Source organism: Vreelandella sulfidaeris (assembly GCF_042429665.1).
Lineage (GTDB): Bacteria > Pseudomonadota > Gammaproteobacteria > Pseudomonadales > Halomonadaceae > Vreelandella.
On record NZ_JBHMAC010000010.1, the window covers coordinates 467,991 to 487,031 of the forward strand.

The following is a 19,041-nucleotide window of genomic DNA, read 5'->3' on the forward strand; positions in this document are numbered from 1 at the left end:
TTAAATAGGATTGAATCTCATAAGATAATGGAATACATTCCAGGTGTGAGCGTGCCGCCACATCTTGCTTAGGAGTTTTTACTCCTGTGTCATTTCTTCGCTTAAGGATACTGTAATGCCCGCCATCATGCTCCGTCGCCCTCTTGCCGGCATCGTTGCGCTTAGCGCGCTGGTGCCTTTTGCCTCAGTGGCAGCCGACACCGCTGCCAACGATACGGTCAGCGCAGACGCCGTGGTTAATCACTATGCCGATCTTGCTCATGCCAATTACGCCGATGCACTCAACGCCGCACAAGCATTAAATAAGCGCATCGACGAATTGCTCGACAATCCCACTGCCGAAACGCTGGATGCAGCCAAGCAAGCCTGGCTGCAAGCGCGAGTTCCTTATCAGCAGAGCGAAGTATTTCGTTTCGGCAATGCGGTGGTCGATGATTGGGAAGGGCAGTTAAACGCTTGGCCGCTTGACGAAGGCATGATTGATTACGTCAAAGGTGATGACTACCAGTATGAGTTGGGTAACGAAGGCGCCACCGCTAATATCATCGCAAGCGAGCAGATCAAGGTAGGGGGCGAAACATTGGACGTCAGCGCGATCACTCCGCAACTGCTGGCTGATCTTAACGAAGTGGGCGGCTCAGAAGCCAATGTTGCCAGCGGCTATCATGCCATTGAGTTTCTTCTTTGGGGACAGGATCTCAATGGCTTTGAGGCAGGCAGTGGGGAGCGGCCGGTAAGCGATTTCCTAACGGGAGATGCGTGCACTCATGACCACTGTGATCGCCGTCGCGACTATTTGGATGCAGTGTCCGATTTGCTCGTTGCTGACCTTGAATGGATGGTAGCCCAATGGGCACCGGACGTTGAAGACAACTATCGCCAATCGCTGCTGGCCGAGAGCCATCAGGAAGGTCTACGCCGGATGCTGTTCGGAATGGGCTCGCTATCGTTGGGTGAGCTGGCGGGAGAGCGCTTAAAGGTCGCCCTTGAGGCGAACTCTTATGAAGATGAGCATGATTGCTTCAGTGACAATACTCATAACTCGCACTACTACAACGGCCAGGGTATTCAGAATGTCTATACCGGCACTTACCATCGCCTTGATGGCAGTGTGGTAGAAGGCCCTTCGCTTGAGGCGCTGTTGGCTGCACAGAATGGTGAACTTGCCGATACCCTGGAGCAGCAGCTTGGCGCCAGCATGGCGCGGCTTAACGCCATCAAGCAAGCGGCTGAGGATGAGCATTCGCCCATGGCGTTCGACATGATGATCGCCCCCGGCAACGAGCAGGGTAGCGAGCTGATCAACGAAGCGATCCTCGCCTTGGTAGCGCAAACGGGGTCGATTGAAGCAGCCGCTGGCGAGCTGGGGGTTACCTCGCTTCAGCCCGATGACGCCGGTCACCGCTTCTAGACCAACCGAGTGACCTCGTCTAGCCACCGATAGTCTTGCTGTCGGTGGCATTAGTGTTTCGTAACCAACGTCACGTGTTCCAAGGGATGATCATGCCCCCCTCCCACCGTTGTTTTGCTCTGGGCCGGTTGTTTTTTCAGCGGTTTTACCAAGCCTTGCTGATAGCGTTGCTTCCGGTCTCCTCTATTAGCGCGAGTGAGTCGATCCCTCTTCAAACCACACTAATGAGTGGCGGGGCGGGGTCAGTGGAGCAGTTTGACCATAACGCTTATTCGTTGCCGCTGGGTAATATGTCCATGACCAAGCGGCTTGATTTTAGCGTTGGTAACAGTTTTTTCCGTAATCCCTGGGTCGCTGCCCCTGCCAGCACTGAGGCACGAGACGGCTTGGGACCGCTCTTCAATACCAACAGTTGCCAGGGGTGTCACCTTAAAGACGGGCGTGGGCATCCTCCCAGCGGGGATGAAGTGCCCATCGCGCTTTTTTTGCGCCTCTCGCTCCCCGCTAGCCAAGCGGATTCAGCCACGTTGGAGCAGCGGGGCGCGCTTCCGGTACCAAACTATGGTCTGCAGCTTCAAACCGCGGCCATCCCTGGTGCCCAGCCAGAGGGCAAGCTGATCATCGAGTATCGCCCACGCGAGGTGAGTTTCGCCGATGGCGCTAACGTTACCCTGCAGGAGCCGCTTTACTCGATTGCCGAGCCTGCTTACGGCGAACTGCCCGCGGATCTGCAGACCTCGCCGCGACTGGCCCCGCCGATGATTGGCCTGGGCCTGCTGGCAGCGATTCCAGAGGCCGATTTAATCGCTGCCGCCGACCCTGACGATGCCGATGGCGACGGAATTTCCGGACGTATCAATCATGTCTGGGACGCACGCAGTGGGTCCACGGTCATGGGGCGTTTCGGTTGGAAAGCCGGTGAGCCCAGCATTGAGCAGCAGGGGCTGCACGCGTTTGCTGGGGACATGGGCCTTACCTCTAGCTTGGTGCCCCGCACTGACTGCATGGAGAGCCAGGGCTGCGAGAGCTTCCCTGCGGGCGGCACACCGGAGGTGAGCGACGATTTAGCTGATTTCGTTACCTTCTACGCCTCTAGCCTGGCAGTACCGATGCGCCGCCATATGGATGATCCTGCAGTCAAGCAGGGGGCTGAAAGGTTTAACTCACTGGGCTGTGCCGGATGTCATACGCCGCGCCATCGGACAGCCGCTGATACCCCGCGTGCGGCGTTAGCAGGTCAGGAAATATGGCCCTACAGTGATTTATTGCTGCATGATCTGGGCGACGCCTTGGCGGATCATCGTAGCGAATTCAAAGCCGATGGTCGCGAATGGCGAACCCCGCCTTTATGGGGGATTGGGCTGGCGCAAACGGTAAACCCACGCGCAGGGTTTCTTCACGATGGCCGCGCTCGTACGCTAGAGGAGGCGATTCTCTGGCACGGCGGTGAGGCTGAAGCGGCTACTCAGCACTATCGAGACCTGCCCGCTGACCAGCGAGCTGAGCTGTTGCGCTTTCTTGAATCCCTGTAGCTGTCTTTAGTCCCTGAACCTGTATTGAGCGCCTGAAACTGTCTTGAACGCCTGAAGCTGACTTGAATTCCGAGCATCAGGAATTCCAATAAGGAGTCTATGTGATCACCTATCTTCGCCGTCTAGGGGTGGTGACTGTTGCGCTACTGGCCGCGCCTCTCGCTTCGACACTCTATGCGAGTACAGATGCCAACTCTCCGCGCGAAAGCTGGTATGGCGCGGTGGAGCAACAGTATGCCGAATTGAGCGCTGCGGCTGAGCGGCTGGAAGTCAGCGCCGCACGCGTTTGTCAGGGGGAGAACCCTGACCTCAGGCAGCGCCTGGAAGACAACTGGCTAAGTGCCTATCAAGCCTGGCAGGCGGTGCGCTTTATCCAGTTTGGGCCAATTGAGCAGAATAGTCGTGGCTGGCAGCTGCAGTTCTGGCCTGATCGAAAAAACCTGGTGGGCCGTAAAGTGGGCGCATGGCTAGACGCCGCTGAGGTGCCGGATGCTGAAGATATTGCTGGCGATAGTGTGGCGATTCAGGGTTTTCCGGCGCTTGAATATTTGCTTTATGACGCTGGCATGGAGGGAAAAGAACTCAGCGATCCCCAAACCTGCGCCTTGTTGCAGGCCATCACGACCTATTTGGCAGACACAACGAGTGCGCTGCATCGTGACTGGCAAGCCTTTGGCGAGCACTATCTTGAGACGCCTGACTACACGGCGACCACGCTGGCGAGCGCCATTCAGGCCCTCGAACTCCTCGAAGATAAGCGCCTCGGGGAGCCTATGGGGCTGAAAGGTGCGCCTGCCAATGGTTATTTAGCCGAAGCATGGCGTAGCGGGCATTCGGTGCGTTTGGTAGAAAGCAGCCTGGAAGGCTTGCGCAGCGGGTTTTTGCCCGGCCTCACCGCACTGCTACGTCAGGCCGATGCGGTGGCACTTGCTGACGAATTTCGCGATCAGCTCGATAAAACGTTGCTTCAAGCCACTGAGCTGCCATCGGATCTGGTGGCGTCGCTGGACGATGAAGAGGCGTTTCGAGGGTTGCAGTCGCTTTATCTGAATATCAGTCAATTGCGCCACCTGTTGGGTAATGAGATCGCTGCTGAACTCGGCCTGGTGCGTGGCTTTAACGCCAGCGACGGGGATTAGATCATGCAGCGACGGCAACTACTCAAAGCGGGGCTGGGAAGTATGGCTCTGGCGATGACGCCGCTAAGTTGGGCGCTTCCCGCCCGTGAAGAGGCCGCTTGGCTATACAGTGCAGTGGATGATCCAAGTGGCGGACACTACATTGCCGGGGTGGCGTTGGATGGTCTGGCCCGCTTTATGATCGAGGTGCCTGAGCGCTGTCATGGTGGCTGTTTACGACCTGCTTCGCAGCAGGCGGTACTATTTGCTCGCCGTCCCGGTACGCGGATGCATGTGCTCGATGGCGACAGTCGCCAGCTCTTTCATAGTATTGCCGCCGGGGAGGGCTATCATTTTTATGGGCACGGGGTGTTTGACACTGCAGGCCGCTATTTATATGTGACCGCCAATCGCCTGGAAGACAGCGCTGGGCTGGTGCGGGTATATGACGCTGATAACGGCTATGTTCATATGCACGACATGCCGTTAGGCGGTATTGGGCCCCATGAACTCAAACTGATGCCGGATGGCGATACGCTGGTGATTGGCTTGGGGGGCATTCAGACCCACCCTGATTATGGTCGGGTAAAGCTTAACTTGGATTCGATGGCGCCGGCGCTGATGCTGATGGATCGTCACAGCGGCGAGATATTGGCCCGCCATGAACCTTCGCACCATCAGCTCAGTTGCCGCCATCTGGATGTGGCGGCGGACGGCACGGTCATTGCGGGTTATCAGTTTGAGGGGCCCGAGTGGGAGACCCATCCGCTAATCTGCCGGCTTGATGCTCAGGGGCGCTTTTCTGAGTTGGCGTTGCCCGAGGAAGTGACCGTTACGTTGAAGCATTACACCGCCAGCGTAGCCTTTAGCCGTGAGGCTAACAGCGTGTTGGTGACGGCGCCACGCGCCAATCGGGTGCTCTTGCTGGATGCCTTGCAGGGTCGGTTAGTGGCCAGTTTTACACTGCCTGATGCGGCCGGTGCCCGGTGTGATGGTAATGGCGGCTTTTGGGTCTCCTCCGGGCAGGGCGGGCTCTACCGAGTAACGCCTGGCACGGCAACCCCCGAGCTTCTTACCAACCTGGAACTTCGCTGGGATAACCATTTGACATGAGCTTCAGAAAGGCTGCGTGGGAGAGTATTCCTCGCTAGTGACCAGGTTGGCGCATAAGCTGCCGACGAGAATGACATCTTCTTGGTGAGCGGCGCTGCTGTTAAACTTCAGCGCTCTTTTCAGGAAGGCAAGGAGCCCCATGGAACTGCTTCACTTAGTATTTCGTCACTATCGCTGGCCTTTTTTGGGCGCCATAGCGCTGAGCCTATTGAGTGCTGGCTTAGGAGTTGGGGTGATTGCCTTCATCAACCAGCGCTTAATCGAGGTCGGCAGTTTGGCGGCATTGCCGCAGTTTATAGGCCTGTTAGCAGTTTTGCTGGCGGTAACGCTGGGGACGCAGTTGGCACTTACGTTGCTGGGCCATTACTTTGTGTTCGATCTACGCTCACGCTTGGTGAAACGCATCCTCGATACGGATATAGAGCGCTTGGAGCAGTTGGGTAATTCCACCTTGCTGGCTAGCTTGTCTAGCGATGTGCGCAACATCACCATTGGTTTTGTGCGCCTGCCGGAACTGGTTCAAGGGGTTGTGCTGACGCTTGCGTCGGTCGCCTATTTGGCGTGGCTCTCGCCCCAGTTGGTGGTCATCACGGTGTTATGGATCGCCTTCACGATGGGGGTGGGTTGGTGGCTGGTCTCCAAGGTGTATCGTCACTTTCACCTAGTGCGGGAGAGCGAAGACCGCCTTTATAAGGATTACCAATCGGCGATCGAAGGTCGCAAGGAATTGGCGCTCAACCGCGACCGCGCCCGACGCTTTTTTGACGAACGTTACACCATCAATGCTCGGGACTACCGTTACCATATCATCCGTGCCGATACCTATCACCTGAGTGCTAATAACTGGTCCAATATCATGATGTTGGGCGCTATCGGTGTGGTGTTTTTTCTTTCTAATGGGTTGGGCTGGGCCAATACTACGGTGGCTTCCACCTTTGCGCTGACGCTTTTATTTCTGCGCACGCCCCTGATTCAAGCAGTAGGCGCTTGGCCAACCTTGATTAGTGCCCAAGTAGCTTTTGATAAATTGAGCAGTTTGGAATTAGCCGACTACCAGCCAAGTTTTGCGGTCGACGATACGCTGGCCGATTGGCAGCGCCTTGAACTAGAAGCGGTCACCTATCATTACCCAGCGACTGCTCAGGGCGAGGGCTTCCAGGTGGGGCCGCTCAGTATGTCCCTTGAGCGTGGTGAGCAGGTGTTTCTAATCGGCGGCAACGGTAGCGGCAAGTCGACCCTGGCACGCCTGCTTTCTGGGCTATACCGCCCGCAAAGCGGTGTCATTAAAGTCGATGGTGAAGTGATCAACGCTGATCAGTGGGATGCTTTTCGCGCCCGCTTTGCCAGCGTGTTTACCGACTTCCATCAATTCGATCAAACCATGGGGCCTGAAGGGCTGCCTGCTGACCCGCAGGTCGTTGATACCTGGCTTGAGCGACTGCAAATGCAGCAAAAATTGCAGTGGGAGGGTGACCGTGTCATCAATACCCAGCTTTCTCAAGGGCAGCGCAAGCGTCTGGCACTTTTGCTAGCGATTGCCGAAAAGCGCGATATCCTGCTCCTTGACGAGTGGGCGGCGGATCAAGATCCGCAGTTCCGGCGGCTATTCTACCGCGAGCTGTTACCGCACTTAAAAGCGATGGGCAAAACCGTATTTGCTATCAGCCATGACGACAGCTACTTCGTCCACGCTGATCGATTGCTGGAAATGTCGAAGGGTCAGTTAGCCGAGCTGAAAGGCGAGCAGCGCGTGCTGGCCAGCCAGGATGCAGTCGCGCAAATCAATTCGTAAAGGGCTTAATTGGCGACCTGTTTGGCGCGCTTGCGTGCTTGTAGGTCGCAGCCATCTAGCGGACAGGTACCACAAGTATCAAATTCATCCAGTAAATAGCGCAGACAGCAGAGCTTGCGTACCCGCTTCACGTCCTCATTGCCGGTGGGCGTGAAGTACCGTACCGGCTGAAAGAGCGGGTTGCGTTTGCCGTTAGGCAAGCTACGTGCTTCCAGCAGTGCTTTGGCGGAATCGACAGCCTGTTGATTGGCCAGAGGGTGCTCGCCCAGTGCATTGACGTAGTAGTCAAAGTAGCCACCGGCGTTGCTCCAGAATACTCGCTGTGCCGCCTTTGAGATAACCCCTAGCTGCTCGATCAGCGGTGCCCAGTGCTGGTCAATCAAGGTGGAAAAACGCTCAAAAGGGTCGTCAGTGGTGAGGACGACACCTTCATTGGGCAACCACAGCCTTTCAGTCGCTCCCTTTTCATTGAAAATGACCTGCGTATCGTCGAGCCCTATCGGCAAGTCTTTATCCAGTAGCAGGTTAGCCGTCAGGGTGGGAATCGTCACTACACTGAAATGCCACTTTGACCATAGCGATACCACTGCCCGCGTATCACCGTTTGGATATTGAGACGAAAAGCGGGCTAGATCCTGTTTGAGCCAATCGGCATCCCGCCAGCGGGCTGTTTTGAACGCTTCCAGCGGTGCGATGCCGCCTATTAGAGGCGGCGTAAAGTTCGCCAGCGGCCCGGTATAACAGGCGGCCAGCGAAGGCTTGAACAGTGGCGGCTGACGAAGGGCAAGGGGCATAACCGAACTCCAACACTGGGGCTGGTAAATAAACAGTGCCTTAGATTAAACGGTAATGACTATCAATTAAAGGAGTTTGTTGAGAATGAATACGTTTTAAATAATGGCGTAAGCGTTAACGTCATTGCGCTACGGCGATATTGTGCTCGCCATTGGGATGCTTCATCACCTGCATCGGCAGGCCATAAATCGCCTCTAGGGTACTGCAGCACATCAAATCACCGGGGCTGCCATGGGCCAATAAGCGGCCGCTGTGCAGCGCCATTAGCTCGTCGCAGTAGCGTGACGCCATGTTAATGTCGTGCAGCACGATGATCACGCACAGATTCAACTCATCGCAAAGCTTACGGATCAGCGCCAGCACTTCCATTTGGTGAGCGATATCCAGTGCCGCCAGTGGCTCATCGAGAAGAAGGAAGCGGCTGCCCTGAGCAATGAGCATCGCCAACCACACTCGTTGACGTTCACCCCCGGAGAGCGTATCGACCAGGCGGTCGGCAAAGGCTTCGGTATGGGTGAGGGCAATAGCGCGCTCCACAGCGTCTTTATCTTTTTGCGTATGACGACCCAATAACCCATGCCATGGGTAGCGGCCAAAGGCGACTAACTCACGTCCGGTAAGACTCTCTGCGCTGGGTAAATGCTGGGGCAGATAAGCCACCTGACGGGCAAACTCGCGGTTTCCCCATTCACTCAACGGGCGCTGATCGAAGTGAATCGCACCCTGGCTTACCGGCTGCTGTTGGGCCATCAACTTGATCAGTGTCGACTTGCCCGAGCCATTATGGCCAATCAGACCGTAAACCTTGCCCTCATGAAAGCTTTGATCAATGGGATTTAAAATCGGTTTACCATTGATTTCAAAGGTGGCGCCTTTGACCTCAAACATGAATGACTCCTGGCGGAAGGATAAGCATTAATGCTTCTATTGTAGTGCTAATGGTTCTCATTTTTAACAGAAATCTATAAAAGATTTTTCGCTGAAAGCTTGTGTCTTGTAGAGCAGCTTTTTCTGTAAAGCTGGGTTTGGATGTTTTATTTATTCTTCAGCTCTCACTATGTACAGGCAGTCCTCCATTGGTTTATTAACCATTGGCCTTGCCCAAGCGCCAGTAACCCATGCTGGTGACGTACTGTTTGGGGAGCCCGCACTCGTTAACCAAATAGCGGCGCAGTTGCATGGCGACCTTGGTTTCAGCGGCGATCCAGGCGTAGAAGGGCGCACTGTCATCTAAAGTGGCAGATTCCCAGAGCGGGCCTTCCTCATCGTCGCTTTTGTCGTTGGGAGTGGCGCTGGTCGTTGTGTTAGCAGGTGTGCCGCCTAGCGCTTGAATTTCGTTATATAAATCGATATCACGCAGCGCCCGCATTAGCAGTTCACCATGGTGACTGCCAGGTTCTGCATCACGCGCCAGCCAGCGCAGTTTGGCGGCCTGGGGTAGCGGCTGAACATCATCGTGGCGAGGCACTTCGAACAGCGCTTCGACCTTGGGTTTGAGCGGCAGGTCATCGAGGGTTTCCAGAATGCCGGCGGCGGCGGGGAGGGCGGTTTCATCGGCTATGATCAAAATACGGCGCACGCCTTGGGGAGGCTTCCACTCGTAACCCAGCTTTGGGCCATCTGCATTGGCGATAGGAGCCGTCATGGCCAAACGGTCGCCGGGGCGGGCCTGCATTGCCCAGCGCGAGGCGGGTCCATTGTCACCATGAAGCACGAATTCTACGTCCACTTCAGCCTGCTCAGGGCGCAGGGCTCGAATAGTATAAGTGCGTGCCGAGGGACGCTGGGCATCAGGCAGTGCGCGGTAGGCGCCGTACCAGTCATATTCTTCCAGCTTGGCGATCTCAAACAGTGGGTCGAGACTACCACCGCCTTCAGGAAAGAATAACTTGACGCGCTGATCCGGTGCGTAGGTCGTCATCTGGCTAACGGCAGGGCCGCTGAACGTAAACCGAACCAATGAAGCGCTGACTTGGGTGCGTCGGGCGAGGGTGATATCAAAGAGCTGGTAGTTCGGTTTGGCTGCCATAGTGGTGTCTCCTTTATATATAAGGAGTCAATTGTAGTGCTAATAGTTATCATTTAGAATCGATACTTATTATTCAATGACTAACTTCCAGACACGATTAAGGCTAAAAATGATGCTGCTGCCTATCGCCGCCTCTGCGGCAAGTTCCTCGTTTAGTAAAGGGGATTGCTCGCTATGTTAGGTGCTGCTCGATTTGCCCAGCGAATGGGGGGGATGTCCCCAGCGAAAGCCTGCCTGTTGCTTAGCCTGCCGATGGTGGTGCTGTTTTGGGTGGGGTTGCAGGGCCAAGGCGGTTTTGGGCTGGGTCTTCAGGCCCTTGTGGCGCCCTCTTTTGAGAACGTTGATGAGCTGCTGCTTTATTACGCTTGGTGGCCTCGTCTCTCTATCGCCTTGCTCGCCGGAGGCGGCCTGGGTTTGGCGGGCGTGCTGATGCAGCAGGTGCTGCGCAACCCGCTGGCCTCGCCCACCACACTCGGGGTGGCATCGGGCGCTAATCTGGCACTGATGACTGCCACCTTGTTGGCACCAGGCTTGCTGGTTGCTGGGCGTGAATGGGTCGCCTTATTGGGCGGCGCGCTGGCGGTGGGGCTGGTTTTTCTGCTCTCCTGGCGGCGCGGATTGGCGCCCATTGTCGTGGTACTGGCGGGCCTGGTGGTTAATCTGTACTTAGGCGCACTTTCCACCGCACTACTGCTGTTTAACCATGAAGCCCTCTCGGGGCTGCTGATTTGGGGAGCCGGTTCGCTGGCGCAAAACGGCTGGGACGGTGTTGCGGTGCTCTGGCCTCGGCTGGCGATTAGCTGTGTGGCCGCTTGGTTTTTATTACGCCCCTTAGCGGTGCTGGAATTGGATGATGCTAGCGCCAAAAGTTTGGGGGTGTCGCTCACTTATCTACGTTTTGCAGGCATGGGCTTGGCGGTGTTTATTACCGGCAGCATTGTCAGCGTGGTGGGTATTATTGGTTTTATCGGTTTGGCAGCCCCCAATATTGTGCGTATGGCCGGTGCCCGGCGGTTAGGGCCACGGCTACTCTGGTCAACGCTGCTGGGGGCCGTACTGCTGGCAACCACGGATTTATTGTTGCAGCAGTTTTCGGGTATGGCGGCGGCGTTTATTCCTACCGGAGCGATTACCGGTGCGCTGGGGGCGCCGCTATTGATGTGGCTAATTCCACGTTTGAAATTACAGGGCGACCGGCCGCCGAAAGGGGCGGGTGTTTTCGCCCATCGGCACCCCGCGCCGTCTCGTTTGGCCACTGGTTTACTCCTTGGGTTACTGGTCGCCATTCTGCTGGGACTGCTTGTTGGTCAAGGTGTTGATGGATGGTACCTGCTGTCGCCGGATAACTGGAACGTGATGCAGTGGCGCATGCCCAGGGTGATGGCGGCCGCCGCCAGTGGGTTGATGCTGGCAATTGCCGGGACAATACTCCAGCGCCTTTCCGCCAATCCCATGGCTAGCCCCGAAGTACTGGGTATCAGCGGTGGCTGTGCGATTGCGTTGATTTTAGGAATTTTCCTGCTGCCCGCCCCCACCAACGTGATGCTGATTGGTGTGGGCACGCTAGGGGCGTTCGCGACGCTGCTGATATTGATTGGTATCAACCGTAAAAGCGGCTTTCTCCCTGAGCGTTTGTTACTTACCGGGGTCGCTATTAGTGCGCTGTTTGATGCGGTGCGCAGCGTGATGCTGGCGGGTGGCGACCCACGCGGCCAGCAGGTGATTGCCTGGTTGGCGGGCTCTACGTATTACGTGGATATCACCAACGCGGTGGTGGTAGGAGGAATTGCCGCTGCATTAGCGCTTGTTACGCTGCCGTTTACCCGCTGGCTGGATATCCTGCCCTTAGGGGCGCCAACCGCAAAGGCATTGGGAGTGACACTTAACCGGGCTCGTCTAGCGCTCTTGCTGCTAGTGGCCCTGCTGACTGCTTGCGCGACTCTCGTAGTGGGGCCGCTTTCGTTTATTGGCCTGCTGGCGCCGCATATGGCTCGGTTGGTGGGCTTCTCCCGGGCAAGGCAACATCTGGTAGGGGCCGCGCTGATCGGTATGTTGCTGATGGTGCTGGCGGACTGGGTGGGGCGCCAGATTATTTTCCCTTATGAGATACCCGCGGGCCTGGTCGCTTCCTTGATTGGCGGTGCCTATTTTATGTGGGGGCTGCGGCGGCTATAGACGAACATTAAAAAAACTAATACCCCATTAGCAGGATGATTTTTAGTCATTGTCGCTCCCCGTTATCTTAGCTCACTGTTTTGTTAACGCGTAAGGCTAGAGCATGTGGGAAAGCTATCTAACGGGGTTGGTGGTATGTGGTGGCATTATCATGGCGATTGGCGCACAAAATGCCTACATTTTGGGGCTGGCGATTCGCCGGGAATACCACTGGTGGTCGGCGGGGCTGTGCATGAGTGCAGATATTATTCTGCTCACGGCGGGCATGTTTGGCGTTAGCGCATTTCTGCTGACAATGCCCAGTGCTCTGGAGGTTATGCGCTGGGTTGGCGTTGTGTTTTTGAGCTGGCTAGCGGCGCAAGCGCTGTATAGAGCCTTTAGCGGGCGGCAAGGGCTAAGCGCCAAAACAGGCAAAAAGCGTAGTTTAGCCAGTGTGCTGTTGGCAACCCTTGCCGTGACCGTCCTCAACCCCCAGGTGTATCTCGATACTCTGTTGCTGATTCCTGCCATTGGTGCCCAGCAGGAGAGCGCGGGCGTGTTTGTAGCGGGGGCTTCCACGGCTTCCATTATGTGGTTTAGCCTACTGGCATGGGGTGGCGCCGCGCTGTCACCCTGGCTTTCAAAGCCTGTCGCGTGGCGCACTATTGATGGCCTTATCGGTTTGATGATGGCAGGTATCGCCGTGCATCTTGCCCTTAATGGCGGCTGAAGTAGGTCTTCATTACGGCGATTACCTTATCAATGTCCGCGTCGTTGATATCGCGATGAACCACAAAACGCGTCGCATAAAGCAGCTCAACTAAAATACCTTGCTCTTTTAGCCAGGCGGCAAGTGGCTGCACATGAGCGTCGGGAAAGCGGACAAAGACCATATTGGTTGCTTGTGAGGTGATCTCGACGCCCGGGAGTTGCTCCAAGCTTTGTGCTAAGCGTGCCGCTCGGCGATGATCTTCCGCTAGATCAGCAACATGGTGATCCAACGCATGCTGGCAGGCGGCGGCAATAATGCCTGATTGGCGCATACCGCCGCCGACCACTTTACGCCAGCGCCTTGCCCGCTCAATCAATGCGTGTGAACCCACTAGCGCTGAGCCTATTGGCGCTCCCAACCCTTTCGAAAAACATAACGAAACACTGTCGAACGGCAGGCACAGCTGTTTGAGCGAGGTGTCGGTGGCAATAGCAGCATTAAATAGCCGAGCGCCATCCAAGTGGGTGGCAAGTCCGTGTTCTCGCGCTAGCTCAGTCGCCTTTAGCACATACTCAGCGGGTAGCACCTTGCCACCAATGGTGTTTTCCAAGGCTAACAGTTTAGTGCGCGCAAAGTGAAAGTCGTCAGCTTTAATCGCGGCCTTTATTTTCTCTAAGGGCAGGCTGCCGTCAGCGCCATTCTCAACTGGCTGCGGCTGGATGCTGCCCAATACAGCCGCACCGCCTCCTTCATAGCGATAGGTATGGGCGTTCTGACCCACAATATACTCATCACCGCGTTCGCAGTGCGCCATTAGCGCGACCAGATTACTTTGCGTACCGCTGGGGAAAAGCAGGGCTGCCTCTTTACCTGCCTGTTCGGCCAGGTTGGCTTGAAATGCATTGACCGTGGGGTCATCACCCCATACATCGTCGCCTACCGGCGCTGCCATCATGGCGTCCTGCATGGCAGGGGTCGGGCGAGTTACCGTATCGCTGCGCAAATCTATCATTACGATCTCCTTTTTATCTGTCAGGGCAGTCACTTAGGATGGTTTAATCAAGCAAATTGCCAGTAATCATCTATGGTTAACAGCATACTGCAAGTCAACCTAGCATAGGCAACCCAATGGATTTAAAAAGTGGCTACCCCTTCTGGGCGGTAAGAAACGGGCTGCTGACAGCCTTTCCGCAGCTTTCCCATGATCACCAGAGTGACGTTGTAGTAGTGGGCGGTGGCATTACCGGCGCGCTGATCGCCGATGAGCTGAGCCGCCACGGTCATCATGTTGTGGTACTTGAACGGCGTGATGTGGGGTGGGGGAGTTCAGCCGCCAGCACGGCCTTGTTGCAGTACGAAATTGATACCCACATGACCGATTTGACCAAGCGCTACGGAGAAGCGGAGGCAGTGCTTGCTTATCGCGCATGTGCAGATGCTATCGGTGAACTTGAAACATTAGCCGCAGGGATGGGCTATGTCGATTTTGAGCGCCAGCAAAGTCTTTATTACGCCAGTAACGATGAGCATGTGGCAGAGCTCAAAGAAGAGTTGGCCCTGCGGCAAAAGCATGGCTTTGACGCCGAGTGGCTTGATCATGAGGCTATTAGTGCCCAGTACGGTTTTAAAGCACCAGGCGCCATTCTCACTCACTTAGCCGCCAGTATTGATCCGTATCGAATGGCTTACCAGCTGTTTGCCAAGGTAGTGGAGCGGGGTGGTGAAGTCTATGACCGCACCAAAATGGAGGCGATGACATCAGACGAGCAGGGCGTCACGTTGACGCTAGCCAATGGCGCTACGTTGCGTTGCCAGTATGTGGTGATGGCCGCCGGGTATGAGTCACAAGCCTGGTTGCCTAACCCGGTTGCTTCCAATCGCAGTAGCTACGCCTTCATTACTGATCCACTGCCGTCAGACACCTTGGGCAAACTGCGCCATACCATGGTGTGGGAGTCGGCCCGCCCCTATCTTTATATGCGCACTACCTGCGATGGCCGGTTATTGGTGGGGGGAGATGACGACGATGAAGATATTCCTTCCCGTCGTGATGCGCGGGTCGAGGAAAAAGCCAGAGGGTTGACGCGTAAAGTAGAGGAGCTTTGGCCGACACTCGATATTAATCCGACCTTTTCCTGGGGCGGGACGTTTGCAGAGACTGACGATGGTTTACCCTTTTTCGGCCCTCACGAGACGCATGGCCCACGCATACATTTTGCCATGGCGTATGGCGGTAACGGCATCAGCTATAGCATGATTGGTGCGAAATTACTGCGGGCGCTTATAGAAGGAAAGGAACATCCCTTGGCCGAGCTGTTTTCGTTCCAGCGCCTGGCTAGAATGACATGATCGATTGTCTGGTCTTTATTGCTGTCTTTAAAACTACTGCTTGAAAACCAGCGGCGAGTTACTTGAAAGCGAGTATTCTTGAGGAATATTCTTAAAGGTAAAGAACGATGAGTCATACCCTTTTTTTACGTGCACTGGAGCGCAACGACCTGCGCTTTGTTCATGAGTTAAATAATAACCAGAGCATCATGTCGTACTGGTTTGAAGAACCCTATGAATCGTTTGACGAGCTTGAAGAGCTTTATAACAAGCACATCCACGACAACGCTGAACGGCGCTTCGTGGCTGAAGACAACCAGGGCACGGCCATTGGCCTGGTCGAGCTGATTGAGATCGATTACATACACCGCAGTGCCGAGTTTCAAATCATCATTGCGCCTGACCATCAGGGTAAGGGATTTGCTCGGTCGCTCATTCGTCAGGCGTTGCATTATTCCTTCACCATTTTAAACCTGCACAAAGTTTATCTTATCGTGGCGGTGGAAAACGTTAAGGCGATCCATCTTTATGAAGAGAGCGGCTTTATTGAAGAGGGCCACTTGATTCAAGAATTCTTTATTAACGGCAAGTACCGCGATGTAAAACGAATGTATATATTGCAAAACACCTACCTTGAGCAGCTTGATACTATTGAAGCTCCCGAAACAAATTGGTTGTAATAAGGCAAAAACGCCTCGTCAAGACGAGGCGTTGGCGGGATAGGCGCTCTACTTACTTGCTTAACGCAGATAGGCCTTGATGGCGTCAAACGCTGCGCGTTGCTGTTGCGCGCGAGTTGCCCACACTTCCATTACATCAACTTCCAACGACTTACCTTGGGTGACTGAGCATTGCATAGCGACCACTCCTTTTAACGGGATACGAAAAGACAGGGATACACGAGAATAATAGTGTTATTGACTGCTTCTAATGACGACAACCGAGTGTTGTGCAAAGCAGCATTTTTAACTGTCGCCTGAGATCATAAGCGCTTTTGATGCCTAGGTGTAGCCCAAAAGAAGTAGGTTATTTGCCATTTTTTGTAAGTTTTTGCTTACATCTAGCGGATGGCTACAGCAGGTTACTGAATGGAAAAGGTTTTCATAGCTATAAAAAAGCCGGAAAACATTCCGGCTTCGGTGATTATCTTTTGGTCTTAAGGGGTATCAATCGGTGGCTTAGCCTAGATAGGCTTTCTGCGCTTCTGTCGCGGCTCGATGCCACTGGGCGGTTAAGCGCCAGAACTCCAGAACGTCGCTATCTCGTGCTGGATCTCGTGCCGGATCGCGTGCCGGTAAGCTGGTGTGATAGGTCATTGCGTGGCCCTCCTAGTGGGACAACACTTTCAGTATAGCGCTTTTATGTTGCGATGCAGCATAATTGTAGTGAGGGGAGGTAGAACGGCCCACAATGCACAGCGCTATCGGCAATCACGCTCTAGGCGACAGGAGCGTTCGGTTTGAAAAGAAAATCAAAAAAGCGTTATAAAAAAGATTTATAAAAGAGAGCGATAGCAGAACATTTATATAAGATAGTCTGAATTAGACGTTGCCACGAGGAACCCTATGCGCCTGCGTATTCTATCTGATCTGCACTTGGAATTTTTTGAAGGGAACCGCGAGCTGCCTGAGATAGGAGCTGACGTGGTGATATTGGCCGGGGATATTCATCACAAAAGCGAAGGATTGGCCTGGGCGCGTCGCCGTTTTCCAGATACACGGATTATCTATGTGCCAGGTAATCATGAGTTCTACGGTACCTGCATGCCACTGCTGCGTGACGAGCTAGCGCTCGAAGCCGAGCGGCTCGACATTGAGCTTCTGGACAATCGGGCCGTCACACTTGATGGTGTGCGTTTTTATGGCACGACGCTATGGACTGACTTTGCGCTTTACGCCGATGATCCGGCCCAAAACGCCGCCGAGACTGAATCCAAGGCGCTGCGTTACATGCCTGATTTTGCCATCGTCCAGACCTCGCCAGGGGTTACATTCACACCTCAGGCGAGCCAGCAGTTGCATGCAGAAGCGTTAGCATGGCTTGAGCGTGAGCTGGACCGACCGTTTGACGGGCCCAAGGTTGTAGTTAGTCACCACGCTCCGCTGCGCGACTGTATCCCCGAACAATATGTAGGCGATGCGCTTTCTCCTGCGTTTGCTTCACATTTGCCTCATATGATGGGCAAGATGGGCGTTTGGGTGCATGGGCATGTACACGAGCCGGTGGATATTCTGCGCAATGGTACGCGTATCATCGCTAACCCCGGTGGATACCCTTATGAGTTTACGCCAGCACTGTTTCGACCAGATTGCGTGGTTGAGGTGTAAACGAATCAGGTGGTTATCATTTTTGATGCACTGCACGTGACGCACGAGCTGCGTTATGGGTACTGCTACTTTGGTTTAAATTCCGATAGTTCTGCTTGCACCATACTGGGGAGGTACTTATCTTCAAGGTTGTATGATGTATTACATAGTTAGCCAAGTAATAGATTCCGCTAGCAGAAACAGCAATCGTGCGTTTGTGCTCCAAGTGACGCACCTATTTTACAGTGGTTTGATATTCCACGTTTTTAAAGTCTTTAAGTGAACAATAAGGGCTGCTTTGTCCACCGTGGTTATATTTATGTGGCCATGAGCTGGATGCGAATCTGCGCGCTATAACAGCCTAATGGAGAATGATTTATGTCGAGCCACGATACGCCCACGATAACCGAGATGCAGGTCATTCCTGTCGCAGGACGCGATAGTATGTTGCTCAATATCGGTGGGGCACACTCGCCGTTTTTTACGCGCAACTTGGTTATTCTTAAAGATAGCCACGGTAACGTGGGGGTTGGTGAAGCACCCGGTGGCGAGACGATTCAAACCTCTCTTGAGCAATCGCGAGAGCTGGTGATTGGACAGTCGATCGGAAAAATGCGCTCCATGATTGCTTCGTTACACAATGCGGGGCGGAGTGCTGATTTTGAAGATTTTGGTAAAGGCTCGTGGACATTCGAGCTACGCATCAATGCGGTTGCCGCCCTCGAGGCTGCGTTACTTGATCTGATGGGTAAGTTTCTAGGCGTGCCGGTGGCAGAGCTGCTCGGCAACGGTAAGCTGCGTGACAGCGTTGACGTGCTGGGATATCTATTCTTTATCGGTGATGGGCACGCGACGCCGTTGGATTTTCGCCGGGGTACCGAGGGCCTGGATCATGACTGGTACCGTCTGCGTGACGAAGCAGCCATGACGCCACAACACGTTGTAGAACTCGCGCAAGCGGCCCATGACCGGTACGGTTTTAAAGACTTTAAGTTAAAAGGTGGGGCCCTGGCTGGCGAGCAAGAAATCGAGGCCGTCACGGCGCTGCACAATGCATTTCCAGAGGCGCGCACGACCATTGATCCTAATGGTGCCTGGTCGCTCGAAGAGGCGATCCGGCTGTGCAAGGACCTTCACGGTGTGATCGCCTACGCCGAGGATCCTTGTGGTGCGGAACAAGGCTTCTCGGGGCGTGAGATTTTAGCTGAATTTCGCCACGCTACCGGCTTGCCCGTCGCTACCAACATGGTGGCCACCAACTGGCGAGAAATGGCCCACGCATTAATGCTGCGTTCGGTCGATATTCCCTTGGCTGATCCGCATTTCTGGACGCTCTCCGGTGCCGTACGTGTCTCTCAGCTCTGCCAGGATCATGGTATGACCTGGGGCTCACACTCCAACAACCACTTCGATATTTCTCTCGCTATGTTCGCCCAGGTGGGCGCCGCCGCCGTGGGCCGCACCACCGCGCTCGATACTCACTGGATCTGGCAGGAGGGTGATGCGCGTTTGACTCGAAATCCACCGGAGATCGTGGGTGGCAAAGTAGCCGTCACCGATGCGCCGGGGCTGGGTGTAGAGATCGACATGAAGGCTATAGAGGAGGCTAATAAGCTCTATCGTTCACTGCCTGCTGGTGCTCGGAATGATGCGATGGCAATGCAGTATTTGATAGATGACTGGAAGTTTGATCCGAAAAGGCCAGCGTTAGTGCGCTGAGTGAAGATCCTAAACGTGACCAAGAAGGACAT

The 19,041-nt window shown here is 54.8% G+C and carries 16 protein-coding genes; 11 read left to right on the top strand and 5 right to left on the bottom strand.

Features of this window, described 5'->3' with window-relative positions; all coding sequences use genetic code 11:
* The first annotated feature begins 115 nt into the window (after positions 1–115).
* The 5 genes from ACFFLD_RS07105 (at position 116) to ACFFLD_RS07125 (ending at position 6,966) form a co-directional block, all read left to right on the top strand.
* Positions 116–1,411, top strand: coding sequence for an imelysin family protein (locus ACFFLD_RS07105; RefSeq protein ID WP_386038591.1), 1,296 nt, complete (start codon positions 116–118; stop codon positions 1,409–1,411).
* A gap of 92 nt (positions 1,412–1,503) precedes the next feature.
* Positions 1,504–2,943, top strand: coding sequence for a di-heme oxidoreductase family protein (locus ACFFLD_RS07110; protein WP_386038593.1), 1,440 nt, complete (start codon positions 1,504–1,506; stop codon positions 2,941–2,943).
* A 101-nt stretch (positions 2,944–3,044) separates the two neighbouring features.
* Complete coding sequence (locus ACFFLD_RS07115) at positions 3,045–4,082, top strand: imelysin family protein (protein WP_386038595.1); 1,038 nt, start codon at positions 3,045–3,047, stop codon at positions 4,080–4,082.
* A 3-nt stretch (positions 4,083–4,085) separates the two neighbouring features.
* Positions 4,086–5,174, top strand: coding sequence for a DUF1513 domain-containing protein (locus ACFFLD_RS07120; protein ID WP_386038597.1), 1,089 nt, complete (start codon positions 4,086–4,088; stop codon positions 5,172–5,174).
* A gap of 139 nt (positions 5,175–5,313) precedes the next feature.
* On the top strand, positions 5,314–6,966 hold the full coding sequence (locus tag ACFFLD_RS07125) for a multidrug ABC transporter permease/ATP-binding protein (protein WP_386038599.1): 1,653 nt from the start codon (positions 5,314–5,316) through the stop codon (positions 6,964–6,966).
* 5 nt (positions 6,967–6,971) lie between these two features.
* Here the strand turns inward: ACFFLD_RS07125 and fhuF are convergent, their stop codons facing one another.
* From fhuF to ACFFLD_RS07140, 3 genes are all read right to left on the bottom strand, one after another.
* A complete protein-coding gene (gene fhuF / locus ACFFLD_RS07130) occupies positions 6,972–7,760 on the bottom strand; it encodes a siderophore-iron reductase FhuF (RefSeq protein ID WP_386038601.1) in 789 nt (262 codons plus the stop codon).
* Positions 7,761–7,881: 121 nt separating this feature from the next.
* Entirely contained in the window at positions 7,882–8,649 is a 768-nt protein-coding gene (locus ACFFLD_RS07135) for an ABC transporter ATP-binding protein (RefSeq protein WP_386038603.1), read from the bottom strand.
* Between the two features lie 196 nt (positions 8,650–8,845).
* Positions 8,846–9,790 (bottom strand): siderophore-interacting protein, encoded by a 945-nt coding sequence (locus ACFFLD_RS07140; RefSeq protein ID WP_386038605.1) that lies wholly within the window; start codon positions 9,788–9,790, stop codon positions 8,846–8,848.
* A 174-nt stretch (positions 9,791–9,964) separates the two neighbouring features.
* Here ACFFLD_RS07140 and fhuB point away from each other — a divergent pair, with 174 nt between their 5' ends.
* Both fhuB and ACFFLD_RS07150 read left to right on the top strand, forming a co-directional pair.
* A complete protein-coding gene (gene fhuB / locus ACFFLD_RS07145; protein ID WP_386038607.1) occupies positions 9,965–11,965 on the top strand; it encodes a Fe(3+)-hydroxamate ABC transporter permease FhuB in 2,001 nt (666 codons plus the stop codon).
* Between the two features lie 103 nt (positions 11,966–12,068).
* Positions 12,069–12,674 carry a LysE/ArgO family amino acid transporter gene (locus tag ACFFLD_RS07150; RefSeq protein ID WP_386038609.1) on the top strand — a complete coding sequence of 202 codons (606 nt, stop codon included), beginning with the start codon at positions 12,069–12,071 and terminating at the stop codon, positions 12,672–12,674.
* Here ACFFLD_RS07150 and ltaE read toward each other — a convergent pair.
* Positions 12,661–13,668: a low-specificity L-threonine aldolase gene (ltaE, locus tag ACFFLD_RS07155; protein ID WP_386038611.1), complete on the bottom strand. Its 1,008-nt coding sequence runs from the start codon at positions 13,666–13,668 to the stop codon at positions 12,661–12,663. The genes ACFFLD_RS07150 and ltaE overlap by 14 nt on opposite strands.
* A gap of 116 nt (positions 13,669–13,784) precedes the next feature.
* Here ltaE and ACFFLD_RS07160 point away from each other — a divergent pair, with 116 nt between their 5' ends.
* Complete coding sequence (locus ACFFLD_RS07160; RefSeq protein ID WP_386038613.1) at positions 13,785–15,005, top strand: NAD(P)/FAD-dependent oxidoreductase; 1,221 nt, start codon at positions 13,785–13,787, stop codon at positions 15,003–15,005.
* A 107-nt stretch (positions 15,006–15,112) separates the two neighbouring features.
* Positions 15,113–15,664, top strand: coding sequence for a spermidine N1-acetyltransferase (gene speG, locus ACFFLD_RS07165; protein WP_386038615.1), 552 nt, complete (start codon positions 15,113–15,115; stop codon positions 15,662–15,664).
* A gap of 498 nt (positions 15,665–16,162) precedes the next feature.
* On the opposite strand, the gene ACFFLD_RS07170 is transcribed toward speG, so the two are convergent.
* Positions 16,163–16,300, bottom strand: coding sequence for a hypothetical protein (locus ACFFLD_RS07170; RefSeq protein ID WP_386038617.1), 138 nt, complete (start codon positions 16,298–16,300; stop codon positions 16,163–16,165).
* A gap of 249 nt (positions 16,301–16,549) precedes the next feature.
* On the opposite strand from ACFFLD_RS07170, the gene ACFFLD_RS07175 reads away from it, so the two are divergent.
* Together ACFFLD_RS07175 and ACFFLD_RS07180 are read left to right on the top strand one after the other, a co-directional pair.
* Positions 16,550–17,311: a metallophosphoesterase gene (locus ACFFLD_RS07175; RefSeq protein WP_386038619.1), complete on the top strand. Its 762-nt coding sequence runs from the start codon at positions 16,550–16,552 to the stop codon at positions 17,309–17,311.
* 357 nt (positions 17,312–17,668) lie between these two features.
* A complete protein-coding gene (locus ACFFLD_RS07180) occupies positions 17,669–19,009 on the top strand; it encodes an enolase C-terminal domain-like protein (RefSeq protein ID WP_386038621.1) in 1,341 nt (446 codons plus the stop codon).
* Positions 19,010–19,041 lie beyond the last annotated feature (32 nt).

What these genes read in the sequence shown, in the direction of transcription:
- ACFFLD_RS07170 (WP_386038617.1), bottom strand. Translation starts at nt 16,300, where the DNA reads ATGACCTATCACACCAGCTTACCGGCACGCGATCCGGCACGAGATCCA.
- ACFFLD_RS07150 (WP_386038609.1), top strand. Translation starts at nt 12,069, where the DNA reads ATGTGGGAAAGCTATCTAACGGGGTTGGTGGTATGTGGTGGCATTATC.
- fhuB (WP_386038607.1), top strand. Translation starts at nt 9,965, where the DNA reads ATGTTAGGTGCTGCTCGATTTGCCCAGCGAATGGGGGGGATGTCCCCA.
- ACFFLD_RS07140 (WP_386038605.1), bottom strand. Translation starts at nt 9,790, where the DNA reads ATGGCAGCCAAACCGAACTACCAGCTCTTTGATATCACCCTCGCCCGA.
- fhuF (WP_386038601.1), bottom strand. Translation starts at nt 7,760, where the DNA reads ATGCCCCTTGCCCTTCGTCAGCCGCCACTGTTCAAGCCTTCGCTGGCC.
- ACFFLD_RS07175 (WP_386038619.1), top strand. Translation starts at nt 16,550, where the DNA reads ATGCGCCTGCGTATTCTATCTGATCTGCACTTGGAATTTTTTGAAGGG.
- ACFFLD_RS07135 (WP_386038603.1), bottom strand. Translation starts at nt 8,649, where the DNA reads ATGTTTGAGGTCAAAGGCGCCACCTTTGAAATCAATGGTAAACCGATT.
- ACFFLD_RS07180 (WP_386038621.1), top strand. Translation starts at nt 17,669, where the DNA reads ATGTCGAGCCACGATACGCCCACGATAACCGAGATGCAGGTCATTCCT.
- ACFFLD_RS07125 (WP_386038599.1), top strand. Translation starts at nt 5,314, where the DNA reads ATGGAACTGCTTCACTTAGTATTTCGTCACTATCGCTGGCCTTTTTTG.
- ltaE (WP_386038611.1), bottom strand. Translation starts at nt 13,668, where the DNA reads ATGATAGATTTGCGCAGCGATACGGTAACTCGCCCGACCCCTGCCATG.
- ACFFLD_RS07110 (WP_386038593.1), top strand. Translation starts at nt 1,504, where the DNA reads ATGCCCCCCTCCCACCGTTGTTTTGCTCTGGGCCGGTTGTTTTTTCAG.
- ACFFLD_RS07160 (WP_386038613.1), top strand. Translation starts at nt 13,785, where the DNA reads ATGGATTTAAAAAGTGGCTACCCCTTCTGGGCGGTAAGAAACGGGCTG.
- ACFFLD_RS07105 (WP_386038591.1), top strand. Translation starts at nt 116, where the DNA reads ATGCCCGCCATCATGCTCCGTCGCCCTCTTGCCGGCATCGTTGCGCTT.
- speG (WP_386038615.1), top strand. Translation starts at nt 15,113, where the DNA reads ATGAGTCATACCCTTTTTTTACGTGCACTGGAGCGCAACGACCTGCGC.
- ACFFLD_RS07120 (WP_386038597.1), top strand. Translation starts at nt 4,086, where the DNA reads ATGCAGCGACGGCAACTACTCAAAGCGGGGCTGGGAAGTATGGCTCTG.